17 protein-coding genes are annotated in these 17,121 nt (G+C 39.7%); 10 read left to right on the plus strand and 7 right to left on the minus strand.

Annotated features, from left to right (window positions below; translation table 11 throughout):
- The first annotated feature begins 134 nt into the window (after positions 1 to 134).
- The 5 genes from F565_RS0108000 to F565_RS0108025 all read left to right on the plus strand — a co-directional run bounded on the left by F565_RS0108000 (position 135) and on the right by F565_RS0108025 (position 4,880).
- Positions 135 to 842, plus strand: coding sequence for a toxin-antitoxin system YwqK family antitoxin (locus F565_RS0108000; protein WP_035642079.1), 708 nt, complete (start codon positions 135 to 137; stop codon positions 840 to 842).
- A 43-nt stretch (positions 843 to 885) separates the two neighbouring features.
- Positions 886 to 2,073, plus strand: a complete 1,188-nt coding sequence (gene mnmA, locus F565_RS0108005) for a tRNA 2-thiouridine(34) synthase MnmA (protein ID WP_020212694.1) — start codon at positions 886 to 888, stop codon at positions 2,071 to 2,073.
- Positions 2,074 to 2,226: 153 nt separating this feature from the next.
- A complete protein-coding gene (locus F565_RS0108010) occupies positions 2,227 to 2,772 on the plus strand; it encodes a hypothetical protein (protein ID WP_020212695.1) in 546 nt (181 codons plus the stop codon).
- A 754-nt stretch (positions 2,773 to 3,526) separates the two neighbouring features.
- Complete coding sequence (locus F565_RS0108020) at positions 3,527 to 4,171, plus strand: TatD family hydrolase (protein ID WP_020212697.1); 645 nt, start codon at positions 3,527 to 3,529, stop codon at positions 4,169 to 4,171.
- A complete protein-coding gene (locus F565_RS0108025) occupies positions 4,164 to 4,880 on the plus strand; it encodes a tRNA threonylcarbamoyladenosine dehydratase (RefSeq protein ID WP_020212698.1) in 717 nt (238 codons plus the stop codon). The genes F565_RS0108020 and F565_RS0108025 overlap by 8 nt, the downstream gene beginning before the upstream one ends.
- A 171-nt stretch (positions 4,881 to 5,051) precedes the next feature.
- Here F565_RS0108025 and F565_RS0108035 read toward each other — a convergent pair whose 3' ends face one another.
- The 5 genes from F565_RS0108035 to F565_RS0108055 form a co-directional block, all read right to left on the minus strand.
- Complete coding sequence (locus F565_RS0108035) at positions 5,052 to 5,234, minus strand: CsbD family protein (protein ID WP_020212700.1); 183 nt, start codon at positions 5,232 to 5,234, stop codon at positions 5,052 to 5,054.
- Positions 5,235 to 5,325: 91 nt separating this feature from the next.
- On the minus strand, positions 5,326 to 5,796 hold the full coding sequence (locus tag F565_RS0108040) for a hypothetical protein (RefSeq protein WP_020212701.1): 471 nt from the start codon (positions 5,794 to 5,796) through the stop codon (positions 5,326 to 5,328).
- Entirely contained in the window at positions 5,796 to 6,842 is a 1,047-nt protein-coding gene (locus F565_RS0108045; RefSeq protein ID WP_020212702.1) for a COX15/CtaA family protein, read from the minus strand. Before F565_RS0108045 ends, F565_RS0108040 begins: the two co-directional genes overlap by 1 nt.
- 130 nt (positions 6,843 to 6,972) lie before the next feature.
- Positions 6,973 to 8,409, minus strand: coding sequence for a CCA tRNA nucleotidyltransferase (locus F565_RS0108050; protein ID WP_020212703.1), 1,437 nt, complete (start codon positions 8,407 to 8,409; stop codon positions 6,973 to 6,975).
- Entirely contained in the window at positions 8,409 to 8,984 is a 576-nt protein-coding gene (locus tag F565_RS0108055) for an L-threonylcarbamoyladenylate synthase (protein ID WP_020212704.1), read from the minus strand. Before F565_RS0108055 ends, F565_RS0108050 begins: the two co-directional genes overlap by 1 nt.
- A 233-nt stretch (positions 8,985 to 9,217) precedes the next feature.
- Between F565_RS0108055 and F565_RS0108060 the strand changes: the two genes are divergently transcribed.
- A complete protein-coding gene (locus tag F565_RS0108060; RefSeq protein WP_020212705.1) occupies positions 9,218 to 10,564 on the plus strand; it encodes a DEAD/DEAH box helicase in 1,347 nt (448 codons plus the stop codon).
- Positions 10,565 to 10,756: 192 nt separating this feature from the next.
- On the opposite strand, the gene F565_RS0108065 is transcribed toward F565_RS0108060, so the two are convergent.
- A complete protein-coding gene (locus F565_RS0108065) occupies positions 10,757 to 11,869 on the minus strand; it encodes a lactonase family protein (protein WP_026299951.1) in 1,113 nt (370 codons plus the stop codon).
- A gap of 117 nt (positions 11,870 to 11,986) precedes the next feature.
- Here F565_RS0108065 and F565_RS0108070 point away from each other — a divergent pair, with 117 nt between their 5' ends.
- Genes F565_RS0108070 through F565_RS0108085 form a run of 4 tightly spaced genes read left to right on the plus strand, consistent with a single transcriptional unit; the run spans position 11,987 to position 16,190 of the window.
- Positions 11,987 to 13,915: a vWA domain-containing protein gene (locus tag F565_RS0108070; protein WP_020212707.1), complete on the plus strand. Its 1,929-nt coding sequence runs from the start codon at positions 11,987 to 11,989 to the stop codon at positions 13,913 to 13,915.
- The gene (locus tag F565_RS0108075; protein WP_020212708.1) at positions 13,912 to 15,165 is read left to right on the plus strand and encodes a dihydroorotase; all 1,254 of its coding nucleotides are present in this window, start codon (positions 13,912 to 13,914) and stop codon (positions 15,163 to 15,165) included. Before F565_RS0108070 ends, F565_RS0108075 begins: the two co-directional genes overlap by 4 nt.
- A gap of 50 nt (positions 15,166 to 15,215) precedes the next feature.
- Complete coding sequence (locus F565_RS0108080; protein WP_020212709.1) at positions 15,216 to 15,539, plus strand: magnetosome magnetite crystal formation protein family; 324 nt, start codon at positions 15,216 to 15,218, stop codon at positions 15,537 to 15,539.
- Between the two features lie 3 nt (positions 15,540 to 15,542).
- Complete coding sequence (locus F565_RS0108085) at positions 15,543 to 16,190, plus strand: alpha/beta hydrolase (protein ID WP_020212710.1); 648 nt, start codon at positions 15,543 to 15,545, stop codon at positions 16,188 to 16,190.
- A 115-nt stretch (positions 16,191 to 16,305) separates the two neighbouring features.
- Here the strand turns inward: F565_RS0108085 and F565_RS0108090 are convergent, their stop codons facing one another.
- Positions 16,306 to 16,803 (minus strand): hypothetical protein, encoded by a 498-nt coding sequence (locus tag F565_RS0108090; RefSeq protein ID WP_154652567.1) that lies wholly within the window; start codon positions 16,801 to 16,803, stop codon positions 16,306 to 16,308.
- Positions 16,804 to 17,121: the final 318 nt, after the last annotated feature.

Consider the following 17,121-nt stretch of genomic DNA (forward strand, 5'->3'; position numbering starts at 1 on the left):
ACACTACAGCTTTGCGGCTTCGCGACTTTGCGTGAAAAAATATTTGAACCATATTATATTTTCATTTGGTATGCCTGTTTTTTGAAACAATAAAAAAAGTATATTCGGGTTTAATTGATAAACACACTTTAATAATGGAAAAAAGACTTATAACCTTCTTGTTTTTACTTGCTGTTTCTACCGGTATGATGGCGCAGGCCTTAAACAAACACGATAACGATGGCAAACGCCACGGTGCCTGGAAAGGTATTTATGAGCCTTCTAAAAAACCACGTTATGAAGGTACTTTTAGCCACGGCATGGAAACCGGCACCTTTAAATTTTTTGCAGATGATGCCACGTCGTCGTTAATGGCAACACGCAAGTTTGAAAAAGACGGTTCATGTTACACCATATTTATAGACCCTGCCGGTAATAAAGTAAGCGAGGGCCGCGAGGTTAACCGCCTGCAGGAGGGCGAGTGGAAATATTACCACAACAACTCTAAAGCCTTGATGAGTGTAGAAAAATATAAGGAGGGAAAGCTTGATGGGCTTCGCAAAGTATTTTATGACAAAGGAGCTGTTGCCGAAGAAACTAATTACGTTGCCGGTATTAAAGACGGTGCTTATAAAAAATTTACAGAAAAAGGTATAGTGCTGGAAGAGGCTACTTATAAAAACGGCGAGTTTAATGGCCCTGCCATTTACAGGGACGAAAGTGGGAAAGTAGTATCTCAGGGTACGTATACTGATGGGCTTAAAACCGGCGTATGGAAATTTTATGCCGATGGTAAACTTACTAAGGAGCAGAACATGAGTGCCAAACGCAAGTCGGCCACCAGGAAAAAGGCAACCAATTAGTTTTTGTCGTATTTTTGCATAAATTATTTAAGGAGACAAGAAGATGAAACGTGTTGTAGTAGGGCTTAGTGGCGGAGTAGACAGTAGTGTGGCAGCATATCTTTTGCAACAGCAGGGGTATGAAGTTATAGGGCTGTTTATGAAGAACTGGCATGATGAGGCTGTAACAATATCTAACGAATGCCCGTGGCTGGAAGACAGCAACGATGCACTTTTAGTTGCCGAAAAGCTGGGTATACCTTTCCAAACGGTAGACCTTAGTGAGCAATACAGGGAGCGTATTGTAGACTATATGTTTAGTGAATATGAAAAAGGGCGCACGCCTAATCCCGACGTTTTATGCAACCGCGAGATTAAGTTTGACGTTTTTATGAAGATAGCCCTTAGCCTGGGCGCTGATTATGTGGCTACCGGTCATTATTGCCGCAAGGATACCATTGTTGTAGATGGCAAAGAGGTACACCAGCTATTAGCCGGTGCCGATGGTAATAAAGACCAGTCGTACTTTTTGTGCCAACTGTCGCAGGAGCAGCTTAGCAAAGCATTGTTCCCAATAGGGGAGTTGCTAAAGCCGCAGGTTCGTGAAATTGCTGCCGAAATGGAGCTGGTTACTGCCGAAAAGAAAGATTCGCAAGGGCTTTGCTTTATTGGTAAGGTTCGCCTGCCCGAATTTTTACAGCAGCAATTACAGCCTAAAGAAGGTGTTATCTATGAGGTTAATGCCGAACTGGACACGTATACTACAGATAAGCCACAGTTTGCATCGGTAAAAGAGCAGCTGGCATATCAGGCAAAAAATATAGACTATAAACCCGATATGGGTAAAGTAGTGGGCCGCCACCAGGGGGCACATTATTATACCATTGGGCAACGTAAAGGCCTTAATGTAGGCGGTACAAAAGAGCCACTCTTTATTATAGCTACAGATGTTGCTACTAATGCCATTTACACCGGCCAGGGGCAAAACCACCCGGGATTGTTCCGTACGGCATTGTTTATACAGGAAAACGATATACACTGGGTACGGGAAGACCTTGCCATAGCCGATGGCGAAACTATGGATGTCATGGCACGCATACGTTACCGCCAACCCCTGCAAAAAGCTACGCTGCACAAGTTTGATAACGGCATGTACATATCTTTTACAGAGCCGCAAAGTGCCATTACCGAAGGGCAATTTGCTGCATGGTACCATGGCGATGAGCTTGTGGGTAGCGGTGTAATATCGTAACCGCAGCGTCATTGCGAGGAACGAAGCAATCTAAAAATTTAAAATACCCAATACAGCAATGTGTTGGGTATTTTTATTTGATTAAATAATATATTTGTAGAAAAAAGCCTGATGAAACCTCTGTACTATTTGTTCATTATCGCCTTCATACTGATGATTTCATGCAATTCTAAACCGGAGGAAAAAGTTGCAACTCCCGCTATAAAAACTGAAAAACCTGCTATGCTTCCTATAGAACTTAGCGGTACTACTTACTTTTTTGGTCCTCATTTTAATGAGAAAAATTGCGAAGCTTTGGGAGAATGTGATTGCTGCACTTTAAATTTCTTATTTATAGACAACGAAAATTTTGTAATGGTGTGTCCTTGTGAAAGTGACGAATCTTTAATGAGAGGCACTTATAAAATATTAGATAATAAGGTTGTTTTAAATTATGATACGCTTCAGGTAGACAGGGATTATAGTTGGGAAGCTGATGCCGATACAACCCAAACCTTAAAACCGGAATATGTTATTACAAATAAAAAGTACAATGTTTCTACCCTTACGTTAGAGCCATCATACTGTAATGGCAAGCTGTATTTTAAAATCAAAGCCGATGGCGAAATAACTTACGGAACTATTGATACTCAATACTCACTTAATGAACGTGTTCAGCAACTAAAAGATGAGGGCGTTTGGGACGAGATTCAGCAGTAAAATGTTCTAATGTAATGCGGAACTGCAACGTGTGAATTTTCATATTTTTAGACGCAAATCAAACTCACATGAAACGTTATTACCTGCTCTTGTTGTGTTATGATGGGATGCGGCAGTAAATTTAAAAAATTCTACCATTGACGGAGGCCAGTTTACCGCAGGGTATATTGGCGATGAACTTGGATGTAGCGTGGTAATATTGTAATCGCAGCATCAATGCGGGGAGCGAAGCGATCTAATATATTTAATGCTCAATGCAGCGATGTATTGAGTATTTTTATTTCTAAATTATATATTTGCAATAAACATCTGACATGAAATTAAATCCTTTCAAATTTACTATTTGTATCTCATTGTTTCTTTTATTGTATAGTTGTACTGATCGTAAGGCAATGGATTGTTCGATGTTACAAAATGGTGTATTTAAATTAGTTTCCATGTCAAACCAAAAGGAGTATATTATTACAAGGACTTCTACATGTCAGGTTGAAAGAAATTTTGGTACAAATAATGATCTCAAGTTTGATATTAAATGGACGTCTCCCTGTGATTATATATTATTTAACGGTCGCAAAATTAGTGGAAACAGAAAATATAAAACCAATAAAACAGATACGATTTACTGCCGGATTATAAATGTAGATGGTAATACACATGAAGTTCTAACCTATAAATATAACGAGGTTAAACAACATAGATTTAAATTGCAAAAAGTTAAAGTAATTAGTAAAAGGCTCTAAATATTTAGTTGACGATGCTCTACAATCTCCATACCCATTCAGCTTCCGGTAATCACGATGTTCTCGAAATCGTAAACCGCTACCCTTGTGAAGCTATAGATGTGCCTTATTTTTCTACAGGAATACATCCGTGGCATATTAACGAGGAGAAGATAGACGAGCATCTTGCTATAATAGAAGAGCGCCTGCAACAGGATAATTGTATTGCCCTTGGCGAGTGTGGACTGGATAAGCGTACTGAAATTCCGTTAAATGTTCAGGTAAAAGTTTTTGAAAGGCAGTTACTGCTTGCAAAACAATATCAAAAACCCGTAATTTTGCACATCGTTGCCGCTTTTCAGGAGTTGGTGGAAATTAAGAGTATGCTGCAGCCGGGAGTACCCATGATTGTGCACGGATTTTCTAAAAATGCGCAGGTGGCAAAGCAATTGCTGGATAATGGTTTTTATCTTTCATTTGGTAAATACCTGTTGCGTAACCCCGAACTAAGTGAGGTGTTTGCAAGCGTGCCGCAGGACAGGTTCTTTTTTGAAACCGATACTATTGAGGAAGGTATTGCCGATGTGTATGAAAAAGCAGCATTGGCACGAAATATGGATATTGAGGATTTGAAAAATAACATAAGCAAAAATTTTAAAAACATTTTTAAGAATGGCTGAATGGACAGAAAGGGCCGAGCTTTTATTTAAAAAAGAAGGGCTGGAGAAATTAAAAAATGCACATGTAATGGTAGTAGGCCTTGGTGGTGTAGGCTCTTTTGCGGCCGAATTTATTGCCCGTGCCGGCGTAGGTACCATGACCATTGTAGATGGCGATGTGGTAGATATTACAAATATTAACCGCCAGCTGCCTGCCTTACACAGTACTGTGGGTGCACCTAAAGTTACCATTGTGGGCGACAGGCTTATGGATATTAACCCGGAGCTTAACCTAATCCGTGTAAAAGAATTTCTTTCGCCGGAGCGTGCTTACGAACTGGTAACTAATGAGTATGATTATGTACTTGATTGTATAGACAGTATTACGCCTAAGCTTAACCTTATATTATCGGCAAGGCGTAAAAAAGTTAAGATAATAAGCAACATGGGTGCAGGCGGCAAGTATGAGGCATCTAAAGTACGTGTTAGCGATATAAGCAAGACTGATGTATGCCCACTGGCAAAAACAATACGCAAGCGTTTAAAAAAAGAAGGTATTACTAAAGGGGTAAAGGCAGTATACTCTGCAGAAGCACCCGACCAAAGCAGTCTTAAAATGACCGATGGGTCTAATTTTAAAAAATCGTTCTTTGGTACTAACAGCTGGATGCCGGCATTGTTTGGACTGCATGCCGCCGAAGCTGTTGTAAAGCATATTATAGGTAAGTAAAAATAAATACAAGGTGTTATAAGAGAACCCCCATCCCGGCTTGTTTACAAAAACAGCAAGGATGGGGGTTTAATATTACGTATGGTATATAACAAAAAAAAACTGTTCGGCAAACAGGTAAATGTTTACAGAACAGTTTCGGGAATGCGGTATATCCTTAAAGGAAATGGTTTACTGAAATAAAGAAAGAATTTCTTTTTTCGCTTTACCTAATTTCTGTTCAAGTTTTCCCCACATTTCATCGTCTTTGCCTTCCTCATATTTCAGGTCATCATCTGTAAGTTCGGCATATTTTTGTTTTAATTTTCCTTTAAACTCGTCCCAGCCTCCCTGGATTTCTGTTGAATTTGGCATAACTAATATTTTTTAGTGTTTGTTTCTATTGTAAAACTACAACATCAATTGCCAAATTATTGGTAAGGAAAATGTAAAGGTTTGCTAAATTTTATTTATGCTTATAATATTCTTTAGAGAAAACAGCAGGTTCCCTCATAAATTTTTGCAAGCGAAGTTTGCCTTTGTCACATTCTTTCTCCCATAAAAGACGGAGTAGCCTGTTGCGTATACGTACCTGCTCACTATCCGAAAGTTGCGGAGAGAGGCCATGAACCGCAGAATATGATATGGCAGGGTTAAAAGCAACCCTAATAGATAATCCGTCAAATCCGATTATTTCTTTAGGAGTTTCATCAAAATATACAATATATTCAGGAGTTAAAAAATGATTTTTTACATCTTGCAGGCCATCAATAAACACAGGATCCAGTATTTTATCTATGCTATGTTTCTGCTCAATGTCCTGCAGATCCTTTTCTGTAATGCAGGTCCAGTCATAACTACCAATTTCAGATGTTTCACTATTTACGCCATAACATCCTGCTAAAAGCAAAGATATTAGTAAAACAGCAACCTTCATTAACCTACTTCTTTTTGTATTACCACACTCCTATTACTCTCTAATATCATATAAAACTGTAAACCAAATAATATTGAGGCTGTTACAACGTGTATGGTTTGAGATGCAAACGGAAAATCAAAATTATACATGGCAATTCCTGTAGCTATCTCAATTAAAAGCAATACCAGTACCCACGATATTTTACGATAACCAAGGGCAAACTTTTTGTTGCGGTTAAACAGGATAATATTAGTAAACAGCACTACGATAGAAAAGCTGCGGTGAATATAAAAGTTAACCGTAGGTTCATCCATTACAAGGGCAATGTTTTCATGGCCTAAGAGTTTTATCTGTTCGTCTACAAACTGGCGTACCTGCGTGCCCATTACAATTTGTATTAGGGTAAGTATTAATGTGAACCATAACATACGCTTAAACAATACATCGTGCTTAAACACTTTTAAATGGTTTGTAAAGTCTTTAGACCTGTCTAAAATATACAATATAACAGCAACAATGAGCAACGCCACCACCATGTGTACGGTTATTTTAACCGGGTTAAGCACGCTGTACACCACCGTTGCACCAAGCCATGCCTGAAACCCCATTAAAAATACCGATAACCACGACAAAAATATTATGCTTGATTTTTTGTTAGAATATATAAGAGATGCTCCTGCCATTACTAATACTGCTAAACCTGCCAGTGCTCCTGCGAGCCTGTTTATATACTCTACCCAGGTATGCAGCGGATTAAACTCGGCATAATCATGCTTAGTATAATTCTCCCAGTCGGCTTCATTATAGGCAGTGGCGGTTGTAAATGTTTTTCGGGCAACATGTAATTTTTCATCCTGAATAATGACCTGCCCGCGCTTAAACTCATGGTTGGGAGAGAATTGCAGTTCCTTAATATCTGTAGGGGGTATATAATACCCAAAACACCTTGGCCAGTCTGGGCAGCCCATGCCAGACCCCGTCATGCGCACCAGTGCACCGGCTACTATTACTAAGTAAACAAGGATAAGGGCAGTTTTAGTTATTTTCTGAAAGTTGATTTTCATATGGTAAGTTGCAAAGTTTAATTTCCTGCAAGGTCTTAAAGACCTTGTAGGTATAATATGATAAAAGTCATTCCATCTGTGTAAAACCTACAAGGTTCTTGAAACCTTGCAGGTTGCGAGCGGAAACTGCCTATTGCAAATTGCCTATTGTAAGCCCCATCTTCTTCGCTCTTTCCATCATAAAATCATAAGCTGCCTGGTAGTCGTTATGAATTTCGCCTTCCAGTATCGCTTCTTTAATAGCTTCTTTAAGGATGCCAATCTCCCTGCCCGGTTTAATATTGAAAATCTCCATGATCTCCTCGCCGGTAATAGGCGGCTGAAAGTTGCGCACGTGGTCGCGCTCCTCAACTTCCACGATCTTTTGGCGTACGATCTTAAAGTTATTATGGTACTTTTTAAACTTATTGGGGTTCTTAGTGGTAATATCTGCTTCGCATAGTGTCATCAGGCTTTCTACATCTTCTCCGGCATCAAACACAAGGCGACGCACAGCACTATCGGTTACTATATCCTGCGCCAGTACAATAGGGCGGGAGCTAAGCATTACCATTTTAGATACAAATTTCATTTTATGGTTTAGTGGCATGTGCAGGCGTTCAAACAGTTTCTTTACCATTTTGCCACCTACAAATTCGTGCCCATGAAATGTCCAGCCTACTTTTTTGCTGAATTTCTTCGTTGGTGCTTTACCTATATCGTGAAGCAGCGCAGCCCAACGCAGCCATACATCTTCGGTATTTTCAGATATATTGTCTACTACTTCCAGTGTGTGGAAAAAGTTATCCTTATGCGTTTGCCCCTCTACTTCTTCAACCCCTTGCAGATCGGTAAGTTCGGGTAGTATAATATGCAGTAACCCGGTTTGGTGCAGTAGTTTAAACCCAACAGACGGTACCGGTGTTGCCAGTATTTTGTTAAGCTCGTCTACAATGCGCTCGCCGGTAATAATTTTTATACGCTCTTTATTACGTTCTATGGCCTTAAGCGACTCTTCCTCAATGGTAAAACCTAACTGGGTGGCAAAGCGTATGGCACGCATCATGCGCAACGGGTCATCACTATAAGTAATATCAGGGTTAAGCGGCGTGCGTATAATTTTATTTTTGAGGTCTTCTATGCCATTAAAAGGGTCTACCAGTTCGCCAAAATTATTTTCGGATAATGATAGTGCCAATGCATTTATGGTAAAGTCGCGGCGGTTCTGGTCATCTTCCAGCGTTCCGGTCTCTACCAGCGGGTTGCGGCTGTCTTTGTTATAAGATTCTTTTCGGGCACCTACAAATTCTATATCAATATCGTCAAAGCGCAGCATGGCAGTGCCGTAGGTTTTAAAAACCTGCACTTTAGGCTTATGGGGTAAGGAGGCCGACACTTTTTGTGCCAGGTCTATACCGCTGCCCACAGCCACAATATCTATATCTTTTTTAAAATCGCGCTGCAGCAAAAAATCACGTACAAACCCGCCTATAACATAACTGTCTACGTTAAGTTGTGCAGCGGCGTGCATGGTAATTTCAAAAATGCGGTTGTTTAGGGCTTCTTTGTATGAAGTTTTGTTTTCCATTAAGGTCGTATCACTTTTACCTGCAGGTCATTACCAAGTTTTATGATGGTAGATGGCCTTGGGGCAATTTTTTCGTGGTGCAAATTTACAATATAGTCTACGCCATCCAAAATATGACGGTCAATTTGTTTAAAAGAATTAGGGGTAGGCAGTCCGCTTATGTTTGCCGATGTAGAAACCAGCGGTTTTTTCATGCGTTCCATAAGCTTAAAGCAAAAAGGCTCTTTAGTAATGCGTATGCCCAGTGTTTTATCTGCCGCTATAAGGTTAGGTGCTACATTGCGGGGGTTATCCAGTATTAGGGTGGTAGGCTTTTCAGAAAGGTCCATGATCTGGAAGGCAACATCGGGCACTTCCTTAAAAACATTGTATAGCATTCGGTCGCTGTTCATAAGCACGATCATGCTTTTGCTTTCTTCGCGCTTTTTAAGGGCATAAATTTTTGCCACAGCTTCGGGGTTCGTGGCATCGCAGCCTATACCCCAAACGGTATCTGTAGGGTATAATATAATGCCGCCATTCTTTATTACCTCAAAGGCGTTATGTACTTCTGTATTTATATCGGGTGTGCTCATGATAATTGTTGTTGCAGTAAACTGGGTGTAAATTTACGTCATTCTGATAAATTTAAAGATTTTGAATGAAACCTTTTATTAGCAAGATCATAATGAGCCGGTTTAAACATTTTAATATTGTGGCAATAGTACTTAATTTTTAGCATAGCAATAAGGGGGTTATTATTCACTAATCTAAAAATTCAATGCGGTAACCGCCTAATTAAGCTATCTTTGCACAAAATTTAAATGTAATGGCCAAATTTACCGACTTCGACTTACCAAAATCGCTACAAAAAGCTCTTGATGATATGGGTTTTGTAAATGCTACACCCATACAGGAGCGCGCTATGCCGGTAATACTTAGCGGGCGCGACATGATGGGTATTGCACAAACAGGTACGGGTAAAACCTTTGCTTACCTGTTGCCTATACTTAAGCACTGGAAGTTTGCAAAAGTGCATGTGCCACGTGTAGTAATTATTGTGCCTACACGGGAGCTTGTGGTTCAGGTAGCCGAAGAGGTGGAGAAGCTTACTAAATACATGTCTGTACGCACAGTAGGTATTTATGGTGGTGTTAATATAAACACCCAGAAAACACGTGTTTATGAAGGGGTTGATATTCTTGTGGGTACGCCCGGCAGGATGATGGACCTTGCTCTTGACAATGTTTTGCGCTTTGATGAGGTGCAAAAACTGGTTATAGATGAGTTTGACGAGATACTAAACCTTGGTTTCCGTACCCAGATAACTGCCATATTTTCGATGATGAAAGCCAAGAGGCAAAACATATTGTTCTCTGCTACCATGACAGAGGATGTAGATGATATGCTTAGCGACTATTTTGATTTTCCTGAAGAAGTTTCGCTTGCAGCATCGGGCACACCGTTAGACCAGATAGAGCAATTAGGCTATCATGTGCCTAACTTTCTTACCAAGATAAACCTGCTAAAAAACCTGTTGCAGGACGAGAGCCTGGAGCGCGTACTGGTTTTTGTAAACAATAAAAAAACTGCCGACCTTGTTATGGATGCCCTCGAAGAGGATCACGACGGGCAGTTTGGCGTTATACACTCCAATAAATCGCAAAACTACAGGCTTAACACTATGGCATCGTTCCAGGCCGGAGAGATACGTGGTATTGTAACTACCGATGTTATGGCGCGTGGCCTTGATATATCTGATATATCGCACGTTATTAATATGGAGTTCCCGGAAGTGCCGGAGCAGTACATTCACCGTATTGGGCGTACAGGCCGTGCCGATAAAACAGGTATTGCCATAAGCTTTATTGCCCCGTCTGAACAGGAGATACAAATAGAGGCAGAGGTACTGATGGAAAAAGAGCTTAAATTTTTAGAGCTGCCTGAAGGCCTTGAAATAGCTGAAAAGCTACTGGAATTTGAGAAAGATAAAAAGAAAATGAAGGTACTGCTTCGCACGCCTAAAAAACCGGATGATGGTGCCTTTCATGAAAAGAAAGAAAAGAATAAAAAAGTAAACCTTGGTGGCCCCGGCAAAACAAAACCCCGCAAAACCAAGCCTACAAACCGTGGCATAGAGCGTACCCGCGATGCAAAACGTAAAAAGAAGAAGTAGAAAGTTATTTTATTATAACACAAACGCCTGGTCTATGCCGGGCGTTTGTGTTATATATAGGTTCAGTACTCTAAGATTTAATGATTAAGCAATATAAAAGACTGCTTTGTAATATTTTTCAAGTCCTGCAAAATACCATTAGTTTGTATACATAGTGAAGCTCAATCTAAAATCTGAAATCTGAAATCAAAATTACTTATTGGCAGTAAACACTAAACAAACCGGAGAGCATAGCTCAATTTTCTTTTTGGTATCGGTAAGCATGCCGGTGCTTTTGTCTCTTTTAAAAATAGTAATGTTATTAGTGTTCTGGTTAGCCACCAGGATGTAACTATCGGTAGGGTCTACGGTAAAGTTACGTGGGCCGGCACCTTGTGTGCTTATTTGCTGTACAAGGTTAACCAATCCATTGGCATGAACCCTAAAGACCGATATGCTGTTAGCATCCATCCTGTTAGTAGCATACAGGTATTTACCATCATTACTAAAGTGAATATCGGCACTGCCATTTTTAGCCATAAAACTTTCGGGCATTCCTATAGTGCATACCTGTATTTGCTCCAGTTTGTCATTCATATAACTAAATACGGTAAGCGATCCGTCCATTTCGCTAAGCAGGTACATAAATGTCCCGTTAGGGTTAAAAACGAGGTGGCGTGGGCCACTGCCCGGCTTTACAGATGTTGTGCTTTTTAAAACCAAGGTTTTATCGCCACCGTTAGGGTTGTAGCTGTACATATAAACCTTATCAGTACCCAGGTCGTTAGCAAAAACATATTTTTTATCGGGAGAAAAATACACCATGTGTACGTGTGGCCCTTCCTGTCGCGATTTGTCGGGGCCTGTGCCGGTATGCTTAACTACCTGTTTAGCATCGTTAAGGCTGCCATCGGCTTTCTTTTCAAAAACGGCAATTGTCCCACCGCTGTAATTGGCAACAATAACATTTTTATCGTCGTTAATTATATGGCAAGGGTCGGCACCCTTAGAATCCTTTTTGCCTAAAAAATCCAGTTTGCCACTTGCCGGCGCATATTTAAAAGCGCTCACGGCACTGTTCTTACCGTCTTCGTTAACGCTGTATACAAACTTTTTATCGGCACTAACGGTTAAATAGCTTGGGTTAATCACGCTGCCATCTGTGCTGGATTTTAGTTTAAAATCGAGTGTATTGGCATTAAAATCATATACATAGATACCTTTACTCGTGCAGGCATTAGTATACGTGCCCACAATAAGGTTGTAATTATCCTGTGCAGAAACATTCATAAAAGTGAGTAGGAGTAAAGCGAAGACAGATTTCATATAGTGCAATTTAGTATCTACAAATGTATAATTTTTAAGTAGTATCTAAAATTTATAGCCTCCATTTGGGGTTTTATTTACAATAAAATTGTGTATTTTTGACAAACTTTCAAACGAATGCAGTTTAAACACCCGGAAATCCTTTACTTTTTATTCCTGCTGGCAATCCCCATCCTGGTACATTTGTTTCAATTGCGCCGTTTTCAAAAACAATATTTCACTAATGTGCGCTTCCTTAAGGAGCTAAGCATGCAAACCCGCAAAAGCTCGGTCATAAAAAAGTGGCTGCTGCTTGCCGTGCGTTTACTGTTGCTTGCCTGCCTTGTAGTAGCATTTGCACAGCCATTTTTTAAAGCAAAAGATAACGCCAACACCGGCAACCAAATGGTAATACTGCTGGATAATTCGTTCTCTATGCAGGCTAAAGGCAGCCGTGGCGAACTCCTTAAACGCGCCGTTCAGGATTTATTGGAAAATACGCCCGAAGGCCAGCAATTCTCGTTAGTAACCAACACCAATGCGTATTGGGATACCGATATTAAATCGATACAAAAAGACCTCCAGAATATTACGTATACGGATGTGCCTTTTCGCCCGGATTTTTTACTGACTAAAGCTCAGGCTAAAAACCCGAATACGGGCAAAGATGTAGTGCTAATTACTGATGCAGTGAACCTCGACAGTAAAGATATAAGCAAATTTGGCGGAGGCACCCCTGTATATGCCATAACATCCGGAGCAGAAAATAACAGGAACATCTCTATAGATAGCGTTTACATATCGCAAACTATGGATAACTTTTATGAGGTTAAGGTAGATATGCGTGCGTATGGCGAATTTGAAGATGATGTGCCCATTGCTTTATACAATGGCAAAAACCTGACAGCAAAAACACTGATTAAATTTGATGCCGAAAAGAAAAGCAGCACATTTACTATACCTAAAAAAGATTTTCACGGATATGTAAGCATTACCGATGGCAGCCTTGATTATGATAATACCTATTATTTCAGCATCTCTAAACCTTTAAAATCTAACGTAGTTGCTATTGGAGAGGCTGCAAAAAATGCATTTTTGTCCCGCATTTACACGCCGGACGATTTTAATTTTACAGATACTCCCTTAGCCACTTTAGACTATAACAGCCTCGAAAAACAGGATGCTATTATACTGAATGAACTAACCGAAATTCCGCAGTCGTTAATTACTACCCTTAAAGATTTTTATGCCAAAGGGGGTAATATTGTAATCATACCTTCGGCGCAGGGAAGCCTTCAAAACCTTAATGCTTTGCTGGCTACATTTGGCAATACGGTTTATAAACCGTTTACAACAGGAGAAAGGTTGATTACTAAAATATCGTTTAACCATCCGCTGTACCAAACAGTATTCGAAAAGAAAACCGAAAATTTTCAGTATCCTAAAACCAATGCCGGCTTTACATTAACTGGCAATGCGCTGCCTGTGTTGTCTTACAGTGACGGTACACCATTTCTTGCATCGTTAACTAACAGGCTGGGTAACGTGTATGTGTTTGCTGCACCTATAAATAAAGCCAACAGCAACTTCCAGAACTCACCGCTTATTGTGCCTACATATTATAATATGGCATTGAGCAGTGGCAAGACAGGTATTAGCGCAATAAAAATAGGGCAAAACCAAAGTTTACTGTTAGATGCAGTACTCTCTAAAGATGAAGTGCTTGCCGTTAAAAACGATAAATCCGATTTTATACCCATGCAGCAGGTACTCAACAATAAAGTGAAGCTGTCTTTTGGCGACTATCCTGAAGTGGCGGGTAACTACGGCATTTTTAAGGGCAGCGATAACCTTAAGAATATAAGCTTTAACCATGCCCGTACAGAGAGTAACCTTAACCTGCAAAATACTGCTGTGTTGAGCAACTTTACTAAAGCTGATTCTGTAGCTACGGTATATAACGATATTAAAAGTGGCCGCACCGCCAGCGAAATGTGGAAGTGGTTTATTATAGGCACACTGATTTTTTTATTACTTGAATTATTTATACAAAAATTTGTAAAATGAACCTGATATTTAAAAACGCCGTTATTATAGATGCCAACAGCCCGTTTAACAAACAGGCTGTAGATATTAAAGTGGAAGGCGGTATTATAAAAAACATAGGTACTAACCTTGAAGCTGATGGCTTTGATGTAATTGAGCTTGATAACCTGCACATATCTAACGGTTGGTTTGATAGTTCGGTAAGTTTGGGAGAACCCGGTTATGAAGACCGCGAAACCCTGGCTAACGGACTTAATGTAGCAGCGAAAAGTGGCTTTACCGATGTTGCGCTTCAGCCTACAGGAAACCCAATTGCCGATAAACAGGCAGATATTGCTTTTCTTGTAAATAAATCATTGCATGCTGCTACGGCAGTGCACCCTATTGGCGCACTTACAAAGAACAGCGAGGGCAAGGATATTGCCGAACTTTATGACATGAAAAACAGTGGTGCGGTAGCATTTGGAGATTATAATAAATCATTATCTGATGCTGCGATCCTAAAGATAGCATTACAGTACGTTCAGGATTTTGACGGGCTGGTAATAGCCTACTCGCAGGATGATAAAATAAAAGGCAAAGGCGTTGTTCATGAAGGGGAGGTAAGTACAAAGCTTGGCCTTAAAGGCATCCCTACACTTGCCGAAGAATTACAGATAGTACGCAACCTGTACCTGTTGGAATATACAGGTGGTAAGCTGCACATCCCTACAATATCTACGGCAAAATCGGTACAGCTTATTAAGGAAGCAAAAGCTAAAGGGCTTAATGTTACCTGCAGCGTTGCCGTACACCATCTTATTTTTACCGATGATGTGCTTACTGATTTTGACAGCCGTTATAAAGTTGCCCCGCCATTACGCCCCGAAACCGAAAGGCAGGCATTAATTACAGGCGTATTAGACGGAACGATAGACATAATAACGTCTGACCATAACCCTATTGATATCGAGAATAAAAAACTTGAGTTTGACCTTGCTAAAGATGGTACAACAGGTTTTGAAAGTGCTTTTGGAGCCTTACAAACGGTACTGCCTTTAGAAGTTATTGTAGAGAAATTAACCGCCGGTAAAGCAATTTTTGGCCTTGCCGAAACTACAATTACAGAAGGCGCTGTGGCATCGTTCTCGCTTTTTAACCCAAATGCAGAATGGGTTTTTACAAAGAAAGACATCCTTTCTAAATCCAAGAACTCGGCATTCCTTAAACAGGAAATGAAAGGCAGGGCCTATGGGATTTATAATAGGGGAAAACTGGTTTTGAGGTCTTAATTATAGTATATTAAATTGCTACGCGCTGCGTATCAAATTCAAAAAATAAAATGAATAACACAATTGAAGAAGGAAAAAGCACGGCTATAACCGCCTATATACTTGTTGTAGGCGCACTGATAGCTATGTCTATGAATGCCGAACATAAAAACCCGTATGCATCGTTCCACATCAGGCAGGCTATGGGTTTGTCGATACTTTTTGTGGCGATAGGCTACTCTATAAGTGGTTTTGCCGACCCAATGATTACCTATCCTTTCTGGATATTTATGGCAGTACTGTGGAGCTACGGTATCATTACAGCCATTAAGGGTGAAACTACGCCGATACCGTTGATAGGTAATTTTTTTCAGAAATTTTTTAAAAAGCTCTAATAAATGGATTTGTCATTGTACCACTTAGTAAGGGAACCTAAAATAAAACTGGATAAAAATCCGCTCTTGTTATTGCTTCACGGCTACGGCAGTAATGAGGAAGACCTTTTTGGCTTCGCAGGTCAGTTACCGGATGAATATTTAGTAATATCTGCGCGTGCGCCTTACAGCCTTCCGCCGTATGGCAACGCATGGTATGCTATAGACTTTGATGCAGATATGAATAAGTTTACCGATAACGTCCAGGCTGCAGAATCGCGCGACCTTATTGCCAAATTTATAGATGAGGTTTTAGGAGCCTATCCTGTAGATGCTGCTAACGTTACGCTTCTTGGTTTTAGCCAGGGTACTATCTTAAGCTATGCGGTAGCATTAACCTATCCGGAAAAAGTAAGCCGTGTGGTAGCACTTAGCGGTTATTTAAACATGGATATTATAGAGAATATTAACAGCAGGGATATATCTAACCTTAGCTTTTTTATATCGCATGGCGTTGTAGACCAGGTTATCCCTGTAGAGTGGGCACGCAAAGCCCCGGAATATCTGAAGGCAAAGGGCATCCCTGTTGAATACCATGAATATCCGGTAGGGCATGGGGTAGCGCCACAAAACTTTAATGATTTGGTTAACTGGCTTAATAAGCAGAGCTAAAATGTCTTTTGTTAGAGAGATGTATGCAAATAAAAATCCCGCATACTTAAATTTTGCGGGATAATTATTGATTTAATTTAGATGTTGTAATACAAAACGACAATTACTTCAACTTTTAATTTGACGTAATTGATGTATTGCTAACTGCAGGTTGAATACCAAATAAATTACTGAAAAAACTATCCATACAAGCCATATTCTCGGCAGCATTAGGTTGAGTATTTAGTTGTCCGTTATCCATAAAATATTTCTCGCATCTTTTAGCAATAGTTTTTGCCTGCATAGGACCAAATTTTTCTATAATTCGGAGGTTTCTTACTTTAACTACATAACCGGCTGGATCTTGTAAGATAACAAAATCAAATTTTATTTTATTTTTCATAATTCCGGTTCCGCCATTGCATGTATTTTGCACATCGTCTGCCTGCCCTTTGTACATGCTATCCATAAAGTTAGAAATCTTTAAATTGGGATCTCTGTCAAGTACAGCTAAAATGTTGGCATTTTCAGTGCTAAAAACACCTTGCCAAATAATGTTATTGCCCTCGGTTTTAAAACCTGTTTGTGCCATAACAGGAAAGCAAAGTAATAATGATAAAAGTAAAGTTTTCATAGCTATCAATTTTAAATTTAACAAAAAGCAGGTGCTTATTTTTAATAAAATTAGTCAATAATTAGATGAAGAAAACAGTTAAAACTCTTTTTATCTTAAGTTTATGAGTAATCCTTAAAAATAGGTTAATCAATAAATTGTTGTCAATCCCAAGCGAATTTTAATTACGTTATCCAAAACACTTTATATTTATAAATAATATTTCTTAAGTTAAATTGTGACTATATAAATTCGGGATTTTTTCGACAGCCAAATTAACCGATCAAATTAATAGTCCAGAAACGCAGGTAAGTGTTTTTAAATACGGGCTGGATTTTG

This window comes from Flavobacterium rivuli WB 3.3-2 = DSM 21788 (genome assembly GCF_000378485.1).
Lineage (GTDB): Bacteria > Bacteroidota > Bacteroidia > Flavobacteriales > Flavobacteriaceae > Flavobacterium > Flavobacterium rivuli.

Excerpts from the sequence above, each read along its gene's own strand:
- F565_RS0108000 (WP_035642079.1), top strand. The coding sequence starts at position 135 with ATGGAAAAAAGACTTATAACCTTCTTGTTTTTACTTGCTGTTTCTACC.
- mnmA (WP_020212694.1), top strand. The coding sequence starts at position 886 with ATGAAACGTGTTGTAGTAGGGCTTAGTGGCGGAGTAGACAGTAGTGTG.
- F565_RS0108010 (WP_020212695.1), top strand. The coding sequence starts at position 2,227 with ATGATTTCATGCAATTCTAAACCGGAGGAAAAAGTTGCAACTCCCGCT.
- F565_RS0108020 (WP_020212697.1), top strand. The coding sequence starts at position 3,527 with ATGCTCTACAATCTCCATACCCATTCAGCTTCCGGTAATCACGATGTT.
- F565_RS0108025 (WP_020212698.1), top strand. The coding sequence starts at position 4,164 with ATGGCTGAATGGACAGAAAGGGCCGAGCTTTTATTTAAAAAAGAAGGG.
- F565_RS0108035 (WP_020212700.1), bottom strand. The coding sequence starts at position 5,234 with ATGCCAAATTCAACAGAAATCCAGGGAGGCTGGGACGAGTTTAAAGGA.
- F565_RS0108040 (WP_020212701.1), bottom strand. The coding sequence starts at position 5,796 with ATGAAGGTTGCTGTTTTACTAATATCTTTGCTTTTAGCAGGATGTTAT.
- F565_RS0108045 (WP_020212702.1), bottom strand. The coding sequence starts at position 6,842 with ATGAAAATCAACTTTCAGAAAATAACTAAAACTGCCCTTATCCTTGTT.
- F565_RS0108050 (WP_020212703.1), bottom strand. The coding sequence starts at position 8,409 with ATGGAAAACAAAACTTCATACAAAGAAGCCCTAAACAACCGCATTTTT.
- F565_RS0108055 (WP_020212704.1), bottom strand. The coding sequence starts at position 8,984 with ATGAGCACACCCGATATAAATACAGAAGTACATAACGCCTTTGAGGTA.
- F565_RS0108060 (WP_020212705.1), top strand. The coding sequence starts at position 9,218 with ATGGCCAAATTTACCGACTTCGACTTACCAAAATCGCTACAAAAAGCT.
- F565_RS0108065 (WP_026299951.1), bottom strand. The coding sequence starts at position 11,869 with ATGAAATCTGTCTTCGCTTTACTCCTACTCACTTTTATGAATGTTTCT.
- F565_RS0108070 (WP_020212707.1), top strand. The coding sequence starts at position 11,987 with ATGCAGTTTAAACACCCGGAAATCCTTTACTTTTTATTCCTGCTGGCA.
- F565_RS0108075 (WP_020212708.1), top strand. The coding sequence starts at position 13,912 with ATGAACCTGATATTTAAAAACGCCGTTATTATAGATGCCAACAGCCCG.
- F565_RS0108080 (WP_020212709.1), top strand. The coding sequence starts at position 15,216 with ATGAATAACACAATTGAAGAAGGAAAAAGCACGGCTATAACCGCCTAT.
- F565_RS0108085 (WP_020212710.1), top strand. The coding sequence starts at position 15,543 with ATGGATTTGTCATTGTACCACTTAGTAAGGGAACCTAAAATAAAACTG.
- F565_RS0108090 (WP_154652567.1), bottom strand. The coding sequence starts at position 16,803 with ATGAAAACTTTACTTTTATCATTATTACTTTGCTTTCCTGTTATGGCA.